Below are 11,899 nucleotides of genomic sequence, written 5' to 3'. Positions count from 1 at the left end.
CGATCATGAAAACCGGCGAGAAATATATTCTTTTCTTGAATAACCGTTATAATCGGAAGGCCGATGCCTTTTATCTGAATCTACTGTCCGGGAAAACCACGGTGGCGGTCGATGGCGGAATCAGGTTTTTTATCAAAAACCGGATTTATCCCAATCTTCTGATCGGCGATTTCGATTCCGTGCCGCCCATGTCGGAGAGATTCTTGAGTCATTTCGATGTTATCCGGTATCCCTCCCGAAAAGACAAAACCGATATTCATCTGGCCGTGGATCATGTTTTGAGATCGGGGGCGAATGAAATTGATATTTGCGGCGGAATAGGCGGATGTGAGATCGATCATATTCTGGGTAATATCTGTCTCCTTGACCTGGTCAATAAATATGGTGGATCGTATAAAAAGAAAATCCGGGCCCGGTTGATCGATCCGGGGACCGAGGTTTATCTGGTGGAGAATGGATCGGTCGAGATAACGGGAGAAAAAGGCGACTATCTGTCGGTCATCCCGCTGGAATCCGGGATAAAAGTGAAATATCGGGGGCTGGAGTATCCGCCGCCATCGGGACGATTGAAATTCGGCGACAGCCTGACCTTGAGGAATCGATTGACCGCAAAGAAATGCCATCTGGCAATATCCGGTCGGGCGTTGGTAATAAGGAGTGCCAACCAATCATAAGATTTTGGCGGATGGGGATATCAATTACTTGACAAATGATATTACGCGTATATATTTGGTGAAAATTTTCAGGGACCTCTGCCGATAAAATAAGAGGGTTCCGATGTACCAGTTCACTGGGAGATCGTCCAACGGCAGGACACGTGGCTCTGGACCACGGTATCGGGGTTCGAATCCCTGTCTCCCAGCTTTTTTATTGAGCGAAATTTCATAAAATGCTGATTAATACATTATCAAAACGCATTATGATAGATGCGCATTTTCCAGATCCTACAACTATATTATATTTTATTTATGATTGGTCTTAAGCAATCATATTTCTTTTGCTTGGAAAAGAGGTGTCCGAAGTGAAAATCAAAACAAGGCGATTACTGTTAAGAGAGTGGAATATAAGAGGTATTGATAATTTGATTGAAGGACTGAATGATTTAGAAGTTACCAAATGGCTTGTATTTGCTTCATTCCCCGACACAAAAAAAGACTCAAAGAGTTGGATAAATTACTGCATTAAAGAAGCCCGAAAAAAGAACCGGGTCGCCTATGAATTGGCAATTGAATTAAAGTTCGAAAAAAAAGTCATTGGAGGCGCAAGCCTGAATAAGATTAATAAATTTCCCTTGGAATCAAATGACGCAAAGGGTTAGAAAACCGTTGGAAAATCACCAATCAATTGACGAGCTTTTTTACTATTCATTTGCTTTTCCAGTAATCGGGATTGGGGTAGATAGAAATTTCTGTATCTGGGTTCAGATATTGTCGGGTAGCCCCAATATCATTCTCCCTTTATTTTATGGAATTCAGTTGCTTATATCATTTTATGTACACAAGCAGATTAGGGGCCGACGAAAACATTTGCCACCCCCTTTTAAAGGATTTTCAACACACCCTTAACTATGGATTAACCCACTCTTCGTTATTTACGTCAGAGAACATTAAATGGAATTTGTATCTTGCAACTGATATTTCTCCCCATTGAAAGCGCATATCCTTTATAGGTATCGAGAAAATCGACATAAGCCTTATCGAACAGATTTTCAACTTCGATAAAAACTGAAATCGGCTGGGAATATAGATTGACGGATGTACCGAGGCTGATACTGAATATCGTATACGCTTCCGTACTGGCGGTCCCAAACGGTATTATGTCAAATTGAGAAAATGGCTCATATTCGCCGGCCGATTTTTTTGACATGACATGCTTCATACGGATTTCCGCAAAAGGACTGCCGAGGAATCCCTTATTCGGTTGTAAAAAACAAAGTTCCGTAGAAATTTTATCCGCCGGCATAAGCGGAAGTTCTTCGCCAGTGGCGCTGTTATCGCTGGATGTTGCGGAATATGCGGCATCGAGTTTCAACCATGAAAAAATATTGAACTCACCGGAGAGTTCAATGCCAGTAATCGTCCCGTTCGTCTGATCGGCTATCAATATCGGCAATATTGTTGTCCCGATAGTCGTGTCGCGACCCTGGTTTTCCAGGTAGATATAACTTTTAATGCGGTTATAATAAACGGTCGCTTTGGCCAGAGCCCGTTCCGTTCTCAATCTTAAACTCGCATCGACACTATAACTGCGTTCAGGATCGAGATACGGATTGCCGATTTGGAAAGCTTGAACACCGGCATGTATTCCATAGGCGTGAAGTTCAAAAATATCGGGGGCGCGAAAACCAATACTGAAATTCGAAGCCAGAGTCAGAACATCCGTTAATTGGTAATTTGCTCCGGCCGATCCGGTAACCACATTGTAATATTGAGTTAGTACGTCGTCGGTTTCGCCTGCTGCCGTATCGGGAAGAAGCATAGCCGCATTCGCCTTAGCCTCGTGTTCGCGATAGTCGTACCTGAGACCGGCGTTCAGCGTCAGGTTGTCGTGCGTGTATTCTTCAAACATGAAAAGACCGAGATCGAATATGTCTGCATCCGGAAGCAATCCCGAAGCACGGGTTTCCTGATTTTGCACATTGAGGTCGATTCCAATGGTACCACTGATTCCATATATCTTGTCGTGCACCGCACTCAGCCGGGCAACATATACCGATCGCACCAGATCAACGTCCCATTCCGGATCATCCTCAAAACAGGAACCTTCGGCGGCTTGTCTGACATTTCTTTGATAATTCAGCGTTGGTTTGAGATTCAATCCGGAATTTACCAAAAAATTGCCGGTGATTTTAATATTATCATTTTCCAGATTCTGGGCAATCGGATTACCGTCGCCCAGTAGGTAGTTTTGCTCGCTATCATAGCGATCATAGATTGCCTGGACGTTGCCAAAGGAACCGGAAAAACCAACCAGGGCAAAACCGGAATTTTGAGTGAAATTGGTATAAGGCAGTTCGCCAGTAAATTTTGGATCACCTGCCATATTGGTTTCGGCATAGGTCGGTTCATCGGAAGTGTTGAAGTTATCGGCCTTCCTGCTGTTGATGCCGACCCTGTAACCCAACATTCCATTAACCCCATACAGTTCCAGGCCACCTAACCGTTCCTTGTTATTGGAATAATATTGCCCCTTTATCAGACCTTTCATATATCGATTATCGGTTCCGCTCATTGGCAGAGCTTTGGTAATAATATTGACCGCACCGCCCAGAGCATCGGAACCGTATAATATACTGGCGGCTCCCTGTACAACCTCAACGCGTTCTGCCTGATCCAGATTAAGAACCGGTTGATGCCTGAAAGAAAACTGATAATGTTCCATCGGGACACCATCTTTTAAGATTCGGACTCTATTACCGCTTAAGCCTCTTATTACCGGCTTTCCGGCTTGCGGTCCGGTACTGATGTTTGAAATCCCGGGGAGCCTTTCAAGCGTCTTGCCCAATGCGGCCGTTTCGCCGACCAGTAATTTTTGCCCTCCCAGGATTTGTATATCCTGAGGAGTTTTCAGAGTATTAGTGGGTACCGGCGCTCCGGTAACGACAATGCCGTTACCCTGAATTGGACTTTCAGATAATACGATTCTTAACTCTTTCTGTAAATTCTCATTTAGATTGATTTCTAATGTAGTACTGGTGTAACTGATATGGCTTAATTCGATACGAATCCGATTCGATGGCAAGTTTCGAATAATAAATCGACCTTCAAGATCAGTCGGTATGACTCTATTTAAGCCGGGGATTGAAATATTCGCATTCGCGATGGGCGCGCCATTCCGGTCAACAACCAGACCGGAAATCTGTCCCGTCAGTGAAACACTCGTGTTCTCACCTGCCATAATTGAACTTGTTAACATTATTACGGCGATAGCCATAGCTATTGTCCAACCCGGGAACTTCGGTTTTATTTTTATAAACATAGATATTCCATTCATAAACGGACTAATTTGCAGAGCAAAGATTATATTTACCCGCGATACTTCCGTACGTTAGATTTTAAACTGGCGTTATTACAGTTTGTTAGATATTTATACCAAGGACAATGACAGAATATATGGCGGAGATCTGGCCGGAACCTCTATACCCAAATAACCGCAAGAAAAACGGTCATTGACAAGACCGGTTATACTTGACCGGTACATAAAAAAAGCTATACCGGCCACGATTGCTATAATCAGTGTTGCGGCCAGTAAACAAATATGGCAATGACCATGATCTTCATGGCAATGAGTAGTATGATAGAGCACACCGGACAAACCCGCAATGGCGGAAATTATCAGCAGCGGTAGCAGCCAGCCATAAAACCTGTTCTTTGACTTGGAGTACATCTTCATATCACAAACTTAAAAAGTAATATAATGTAATACCTCTGATGGGAAAAATCAAGGGGTATTTATTCCATTCGTGTTGATGCGTTTTGTCTTATTCATATTTGGGGGAAATCGTTAATATTTCGGGGGTTGACTGTTCAATAGGCAGAACTTTTAAAATCCGGTTAGAACCGAAATAAAAAACGAGCCCAATATCACTCTCCCCAAACTCTTGTGGAATTCGAGTTTCAGGTAAAAACGAGCTATTCCAAATCAACCGGAAGTCGTTGGAAAATAATAACATAGTCTGACAGGTGACTTGTCTTACCCACCTAAGATTACAGCATCAGGAATCCCGTATCGTTCATTCCCTATACGTATGAAGTGAAGATCATTTTCTTTGGTGGCATGGAACCCGGGGTAACCCTCCGCTTCGCTAACATCTGCACCGGTAGGGGTACCCATACTGAAGCCGGCCACAATTACCCCGCATCAAGAAATATTATTATTTCGAAATATGATGCGATGTCACAACGGAAATGTACATGGTTCGGATAAAAATAATCTAATTGATCTGAATCAAGTTGCCGAAAAACATTCCAATCAGAAGCCAAATACCCCATAAGTATCCGACAGTTATCGCGGATTTTCTTCTGGAAATATTTAATAAAACCGAGAATCCAATAATCAATATAATAGCCATCCAGATTGAAAATACATCAAGCTTTTCAAATAGATTAAATAAGGGGGAGTATTTCCATTCGCCGGGCAAAAGAATAGCCGGACCAAGGTAAATGTATGTCGTACCCTTCACTAATATCAACGGGATTTTTATAAGAGCCTCCGGAATCAGGATGAGGAAAGCAAAACTGCAAACGGCCAAGGTTTTTTTAAAGGATATGGAGGTTTTCACAAGATGCAACGCCAGCCAGAAAATCAGTGCCAGGCCGAATAATTTAATGGTCTGAATAACCGTAACCGCGACCACACCTAACCGGATATGTGCCCATGAAATACCCTGAGTCTTCTGGGCATCGATATTGGCAATACGGCGCTCGACCTCGGGTTGAGTCAAGGAGGGGTCAGAGCGGAGATCGGCTTTTATATCTTCCATTTTTGTGCCGCCCGTCAGGGCCAGTGAAGTAAAAACGACAACTATTGAAATAATGTATGGGATAAGCCAGCGAGGTTTATGTTCCAGGGCTTTAAAGGCTTTAAACGGGGCAAAAAAAGTATTCCAGATAATTTTAAAATAGGATGATTTATCTGATTGTGCTTCTGGAATAGCATCATCAGGTGTGATTGCAGTATCCATATTTTCTCCCAATTAGTACTGGGCCAGAGAGCCTGCTCTTCTGGCCTGGTTAAAGCCGATACGAATTATGATAAATCCAAGAGGGATTGTGATAAGGGTCATTATAAATAAAATCACTAATTGATACGCCACATCCGCCATTCCGGCATTTTGAATCAGCGTCATTCGCAGGGCATGAAGAGCATGAGTGGTAGGAAGCAGAAATGAGACTGACTGTAAATACGACGGCAAGTATTCGACCGGAAAAAGGACTCCGCTCAGCAGACCAGTCAAGGTGGTAAAAGCCCAGGTGATCGGATCGCCCACTTTAGTGATAATAATAATACCGGCACTCATCAAGCCAATTCCTGAAAGCGAGGTGATTGTCAGAATTATAGAAATTAGCCCGCCGGCGAAATTGATTCCCAGCGGTATCCCGAAAACAAAAACAACTATTGTCAGTAGAATGGCAACGTTTATAAATGACTGCAGAAAATTCATGATGCCTGAGTAAATCAAAATCAGTTCCAGTTTGGTATTGCTTATAAGCAGGTACTCCAGAGTGCCCATCTGTTGCTCGGATCGGATAGTGCTTTGAAAAGAGCCGAGAGAAACACCAACAAAACTGGTAAAGGCCGTCCCAATTATCAGGTAGGCCAGAAGATTCCCGCCATACTGCTCCAGAGACGGGAAACTGTTACCATCGGAAAGAAAATTCCCCATGAAGGTAAACTGTAGAAGCCCGACAAAACTGCCGACTATGCCCAGAGCCAGCGCGGTTTTATAGCTTACAAGCGTAATCAAAAAGCGTTTGAAAAACAGGTATATCTTATACATTTTCTAATTTGCCAGTTTGATAAAGACTTCTTCCAGCGATGCCTCGCGGGTGGCGGTCCTTTTAATATTGTAACCTGAACTGGAAATCAGGCTTAGAGCTAAGTTGAGGTCGAAAGCCCCGTTATAATTTATGAGAATGGTATTCTTGCGAAACTCGATTGAGGAGCAATTGCTTGATCGTTTTATTTTCTCAATGAGGTTGAGAATTGCGGGCCGATCGGACTCCGAAAAAACCCGGTCAAAATCTATTTCGAGTCCTTTTTTACCGATTAGTCTTTTAAATTCATCGATCCTGCCGATTTTCACAATCTGCCCGTTTTTCAAATAGCCGATACGATCCGACATTTTTTCGGCTTCGTTCATATCATGAGTCGTCAGCAGAATGGTTTTATTCTGCCTTTTCAATGACAATATTATCTCTCGGATCCTTTTAACCGAATGGGGATCGACCCCGCTGTTGGGTTCGTCGAATAGATACACCTGCGGGTTATGTAACAACGCCCGCGCCAGGTTCAGCCGTTTTCTCATACCGGTGCTGTAACGCATATATTGCAACCCGGCGCTGTCTTCCAGCCCGACCATTTCCAGGGTCTCCCCAATTTTCTTTTTAAGATAAGATCGCGGGATACCGAAAAGCCCGCCGAAAAATTCAAGATTTTGTGCGCCGGAAAGCCTGAAATAGAAAGTTCTCTCATCGCCGAGAACCAGGCCGATTGATCTTTTGGCCTTGTATTCGTCGGAGGTAATATCATATCCGCTGACATTCACCGTTCCCGAGCGCGGAAGGATCAATCCGGAAATTATCCGGATAAGAGTTGTTTTGCCGGATCCGTTCGGCCCAAGAAGCGTGAATATCTCACCCGGGTTGATAGAAAGAAAAATTTCCGATAGCGCAAATCCATCTTTCTTAGGATATTTATAAATTATATTATTCAGTACTATCATGCCGGCTACTCCGGTTGGGGAAACGACTTATGCCGATTTCCAATCAATCTGGCGGGGATGGCCAGAATTATATATAGTACCAGAGTCATGATTATCACCAGAGGAAGGTAACTGAACTGCGAATTACCCGCGGTGGCATAAACGACCGAAGTATATAAACCGGCTATAACCATTAGCAAAATCGAGTGGAATGCTAAATAAACACCTGACAATAATACCGACATGATAAACATGGCGGTTACACTGCCGCTATAAGGTTCATGCGTGATAGCAAAAATAACCGCACTGATTATTACCGCCAGTATGGATGCCGCCGTGGTGTGCCCAAAGATTTTAATAATTCGGGTTATAAGTATGGCCCGCAAAACCATTTCGGAAGCGAAATAATACACCAATAGAGGGGTGAGTTGTGCGACCGCTGATATTGAAAAAGTCTGATTTTCATAGGCTATCAATACGGCAAGAATAACCGCAATCAATAGGCTCCACCAGAATCCTTTTCCCAAATCCAAACCGCTTTCGGGCCCCGTCCAATTGCTTTTTGATGTATTATAAATAACAATACCATATATGGATAATGATATAACATATATAACAAAAGTGGGAACACAGGGTAAATCAGTCAAGGTTGTTCTGTTATCGCAATCAATGGTAATATTTCCGATGTATGCATAAATGGCGTATAAAAGAATCATACCCAGACAATAGAAGTCAGATTTCTCCCAATTGAATTGAAACAACGGCTTTTTCATAATTTCCCCAATGTTAGATTGTGAGAATAAGAGAAATTCCTTTGAGTAATCGCCATTATTTAACCCGCATCTTGAATTATCACGGCTTCTTTCGCATAATATCTCCCGATAAGTGCCACCGGAAAATAAAACAGAAGTACTATAATGGCCATAATTGTCATATAGCGAAAATCCAGATAAAAAAGCATTTCGGCGGCCATTAATAAAAGTATTGATTGATAGTAATAATAAAACATTGAAATCAAAACAGAACAATATAACAAGGTCAGGGTTATTTCATTAAAGGGGCAATAGACCAATGTAAATAATACTCCGCTTATTATCATTATAATCCCGGGCCAGTATTTATTATCAGCGAAGATATTTCTGAGACGATTAATTAACAAAACCCGCAGGAGTAATTCGCCACCCAGAAAGAAAAGAAATACTGGAATTAATTCCAAAAATAAGGTGATTGTTAGAACCTGCGTATTCTGTATTACTATTAATGCCAATATAGCCACGACTATTGCAAATATGATCCAAAATGATTTGCCAAAAGAAAATCCGCATTTTGAGGCCGACCAAGACTTTTTTATAATTCCAAATAGCATAAGGGCAATAATCAGTATTCCTACCAAAATTAGAAGGTAATCCGGGTATTGAGGCAAATTCATATTCTCGATTAACCCCGCGAGCTTCGGTGGATTAATACCGACAAAACCATAGACGGTATAAAAAAGAATCAGGATAAAACAATAAATGTTTTTTTTGGAATTACCACGTGAAAAAGACCCTTCCAGCATGATAGACCTCTTGTGTTTTTGGTTGAAATTTTGGGAAATATACTGCTACACCCAAATTTATTCAACATACTCCAACGCCAACGACAGATGGTATTCCACACGCAGTTCAGCATACAAGTGAAGTTGGTGCATAATTATTATGCCACGATATATGCATGTTATTTTATTCAGTATAATCATAATCTGATTATCCCGTTTGTTGCATCTTTACATTATGATTCAAGATTCTGGCGGACATTGCCAAAATAATGTAGAATAACAATACTATTATTCCTCCGGACAATTCATAATAAGAATATGTATTTACCAGTGTATGAATATAAATAGGCAGAATAATTGATTGTGTAAAATAATAGATATACGCCAGGACGACAGACACTATAAATATATTTATTATTATACCAAATTCCCTAATTGGTACGTGGATTAGCGTAAAAATTAGTGATCCGACAATTATAGCGTGTAGTATCTTATATTTGTAAACCCCAAAAATCTTTATTAAGCATTGTATTAATAATACCCTGAATATAATTTCCTCCAGCGATGCCTGAAGTATGCCAATATACAAAGAAATATTCGTCAAAAATATTGTGGGAATATTACGACTTGTCAGGATGATAGAGACGAGGATGATTATACCAATACTTAAGTAGCATCCTTTATTCAAAACAAAGCCAAAACCAGTGAGATTCTTATTGTAACGGAATACGGATATCAAGATTAATATAATTACAAGCAGGAAATATACTATTGATACTGCTGTTATATAAATGTTATCGCCAAGAATATCACTACTTTGGAAATAATGCATAAAATAGTTGCCCAAAAATCCACTAATTGAAATTAATATAATGAGATAAAGAATAAGATTGTTTGATTTAATGATATTACGTACATTAAATCTCATATTTAACATCCGTATTTCCAGAAATATCTGAATCGGCGTAATATAAATATTATACCATAGTATTGTTATTTCCTCAAAGAGGGAATATTTAGAATAAAATAATCTTTATCAAGGGGAGATGTCAAGTTGTTCTCCCCGGGTATTGGTCTGTTATATTTCCGGATTATTGTAAATAAATAAAAAACAAAAATCACACAGTTTTATTAGACAGCCAAGATCGAGTGGACATCCAGGAAAATAACAATATCCATTATCATAAATCGCACTATTTCTAGGACTTACAATCCAGTTCATTTTATCCTCCTATCACGTTTATTAATATTGGGGTTGCGCATATGCGCAATAATATAAGGGACCCGGACAAATCGGATAGCAGCCTCTTGTCCAAGGACCATCGCTGCAACAAACAACTAATATGCAGTGTTTATAACAAATATCCCTGCTGTCTGATGGTTTGACAAGCCAATTCATTTTTCACCTCCTTTCAAATTGGGGGTCAGCGGTATGTGTAGTAGTTTTTTTTGCAATGCATAATTCGCCACTACAAGCATTGATTTAAGATTGTATTTCCAAGTAGCACATTTAATATTTTGTTGGGTTGTTATTTTCTTTGAATAAATCCAATTATAGGGACCTCCCATACACAAAGGCAATATTGAACAGGATTCGCACATTTTAGTAAAGGGGGACCATCCAAGCCACTTAATATGATTATTGTTGAATGTAAATCCATCATGTCTTACTACGCCGGTTTTGGCTTTACTACTGCCTATCGTATTCCAGCAGTTTTGAACGCTACCATCAGGCTCAATAACCGCCGAGTTAGTCTTTACGGCGCCGCAAGTTGAAATTTGAACTTCTGGTAAAATTGTAATAATGAAACCCATATCGGCCGCCAATTTCCAAGCATCAATCATAAAATGAGAAAACTCCTCAGTAGCCATGCATTGCGAGGTGATATCGGGACAGGAGTTGTAATAATTGACAGTATGGCCGAAGTATATAGAGAAATTTTTTTGTTGATGCAGACCGTGCTGTTTCAGGTCTGCCAACAATTCGGCGATTTTGTTCTGGTTGCGTTTGTCGATATTTATCCGGATTGAAACGGTCATTGGTGTTTTGTCAGTGATATAGGTTAAATTAGACAAAATCCGATCAAAGGTTCCACCGCCCGATTTAAGCGGTCGGCGTTTATTATGAACCTCTCTGGGTCCGTCAATTGTAATCTGAAGAAACGTGATTTTATTCTTTATGAGAAAATCTAGATTTTTTTTACTCAATAAGTAGCCATTGGTTATCATCCCGGCATAATATTGGCTTTTTTGGGATTCGCAAATACTGATAAATCTTTCACTCAGATAACCGATTACATCGCATGCAAGCATCGGTTCCCCGCCGTACCAAGTTGCCGTAAAAGCCGAATTTTTAGCGATTTCTTTTTCACATAGCTTAACAATGTTATCGCACACCTCCTGCGACATCATCCCCCCCTGGTCCGGAGGCAGAGAATGAATTTCTTTATTCTCATAGCAATAGTCGCAGGCGAAATTACAGTTGAGGGTCGGAACAATGGTCAATCCGAAACCGTTATTGCCGAATCTGGCCCGGTAATGACCGGCGCGCAAAGCATCCAATTCCTCGAAATCTTCAGGGATTAAGAAGCCGCCCTTTTTAAGGTTTTTCAGGAGTTCATCGGGTTCATCATCGGTAATATGGCCGTTTCCGGCCGCCAGATCCTGATACCTTTTATAACTCTCTCTATCCATTTCTGCCAATCCGCAGGAAAGCGCATTAAAGGCCAGCATCTTTCCATCTTCACTTTCCACGAAGTGGTTGTAACGGGAGGCTTTAAGTTTCTCCATTAAGAATACCCTTTATTTTTAACCGATAATTTTCTTTTTCCGGGCCGGGGAGAGACTCGGTCTACGGGCTGACCGTGAGACACCCGGCCCGGATATCGCATCATCTGTTTAGCCCGATTAAATAACCGGGCCATTTTAGTTGACGAAAT

Annotated in this window: 10 protein-coding genes and 1 tRNA gene; 3 read left to right on the top strand and 8 right to left on the bottom strand. The window is 41.1% G+C overall.

Annotated elements, in window-relative coordinates; genetic code table 11:
- Nucleotides 1–5 precede the first annotated feature (5 nt).
- From JXQ28_07525 to JXQ28_07515, 3 genes are all read left to right on the top strand, one after another.
- Nucleotides 6–674 (top strand): thiamine diphosphokinase, encoded by a 669-nt coding sequence (locus tag JXQ28_07525; GenBank protein MBN2277579.1) that lies wholly within the window; start codon nt 6–8, stop codon nt 672–674.
- A 117-nt stretch (nt 675–791) separates the two neighbouring features.
- Nucleotides 792–862: transfer RNA gene (locus tag JXQ28_07520), tRNA-Gln, on the top strand.
- A gap of 159 nt (nt 863–1,021) precedes the next feature.
- Entirely contained in the window at nt 1,022–1,318 is a 297-nt protein-coding gene (locus JXQ28_07515; GenBank protein MBN2277578.1) for a GNAT family N-acetyltransferase, read from the top strand.
- Nucleotides 1,319–1,596: 278 nt separating this feature from the next.
- Here JXQ28_07515 and JXQ28_07510 read toward each other — a convergent pair whose 3' ends face one another.
- The 8 genes from JXQ28_07510 to JXQ28_07475 form a co-directional block, all read right to left on the bottom strand.
- Nucleotides 1,597–3,897 carry a TonB-dependent receptor gene (locus tag JXQ28_07510; protein MBN2277577.1) on the bottom strand — a complete coding sequence of 767 codons (2,301 nt, stop codon included), beginning with the start codon at nt 3,895–3,897 and terminating at the stop codon, nt 1,597–1,599.
- Nucleotides 3,898–4,933: 1,036 nt separating this feature from the next.
- Entirely contained in the window at nt 4,934–5,683 is a 750-nt protein-coding gene (locus tag JXQ28_07505) for a YIP1 family protein (protein MBN2277576.1), read from the bottom strand.
- Between the two features lie 12 nt (nt 5,684–5,695).
- Nucleotides 5,696–6,499: an ABC transporter permease gene (locus JXQ28_07500; GenBank protein ID MBN2277575.1), complete on the bottom strand. Its 804-nt coding sequence runs from the start codon at nt 6,497–6,499 to the stop codon at nt 5,696–5,698.
- A 3-nt stretch (nt 6,500–6,502) separates the two neighbouring features.
- Nucleotides 6,503–7,444: an ABC transporter ATP-binding protein gene (locus tag JXQ28_07495; protein MBN2277574.1), complete on the bottom strand. Its 942-nt coding sequence runs from the start codon at nt 7,442–7,444 to the stop codon at nt 6,503–6,505.
- Between the two features lie 5 nt (nt 7,445–7,449).
- Nucleotides 7,450–7,956: a hypothetical protein gene (locus JXQ28_07490; protein MBN2277573.1), complete on the bottom strand. Its 507-nt coding sequence runs from the start codon at nt 7,954–7,956 to the stop codon at nt 7,450–7,452.
- 299 nt (nt 7,957–8,255) lie between these two features.
- A complete protein-coding gene (locus JXQ28_07485; protein MBN2277572.1) occupies nt 8,256–8,981 on the bottom strand; it encodes a hypothetical protein in 726 nt (241 codons plus the stop codon).
- Between the two features lie 187 nt (nt 8,982–9,168).
- Nucleotides 9,169–9,888, bottom strand: coding sequence for a CPBP family intramembrane metalloprotease (locus JXQ28_07480; GenBank protein MBN2277571.1), 720 nt, complete (start codon nt 9,886–9,888; stop codon nt 9,169–9,171).
- Between the two features lie 467 nt (nt 9,889–10,355).
- Nucleotides 10,356–11,750 (bottom strand): 4Fe-4S cluster-binding domain-containing protein, encoded by a 1,395-nt coding sequence (locus tag JXQ28_07475; GenBank protein MBN2277570.1) that lies wholly within the window; start codon nt 11,748–11,750, stop codon nt 10,356–10,358.
- Between the last annotated feature and the right edge of the window lie 149 nt (nt 11,751–11,899).

The sequence above is a fragment of the Candidatus Zixiibacteriota bacterium genome (assembly GCA_016933955.1).
In the GTDB taxonomy this organism is placed as follows: Bacteria; Zixibacteria; MSB-5A5; order GN15; family PGXB01; genus JAFGTT01.
Note: the sequence above shows the minus strand (reverse complement) of the source record. Positions and strands in the feature narration are given on the sequence as shown.

Bases quoted from the DNA above. Each gene is read 5' to 3' on its own strand.
- JXQ28_07525 (MBN2277579.1), top strand. From the start codon at position 6: ATGAAAACCGGCGAGAAATATATTCTTTTCTTGAATAACCGTTATAAT.
- JXQ28_07510 (MBN2277577.1), bottom strand. From the start codon at position 3,897: ATGGCAGGTGAGAACACGAGTGTTTCACTGACGGGACAGATTTCCGGT.
- JXQ28_07505 (MBN2277576.1), bottom strand. From the start codon at position 5,683: ATGGATACTGCAATCACACCTGATGATGCTATTCCAGAAGCACAATCA.
- JXQ28_07500 (MBN2277575.1), bottom strand. From the start codon at position 6,499: ATGTATAAGATATACCTGTTTTTCAAACGCTTTTTGATTACGCTTGTA.
- JXQ28_07495 (MBN2277574.1), bottom strand. From the start codon at position 7,444: ATGATAGTACTGAATAATATAATTTATAAATATCCTAAGAAAGATGGA.
- JXQ28_07485 (MBN2277572.1), bottom strand. From the start codon at position 8,981: ATGCTGGAAGGGTCTTTTTCACGTGGTAATTCCAAAAAAAACATTTAT.
- JXQ28_07480 (MBN2277571.1), bottom strand. From the start codon at position 9,888: ATGAGATTTAATGTACGTAATATCATTAAATCAAACAATCTTATTCTT.
- JXQ28_07475 (MBN2277570.1), bottom strand. From the start codon at position 11,750: ATGGAGAAACTTAAAGCCTCCCGTTACAACCACTTCGTGGAAAGTGAA.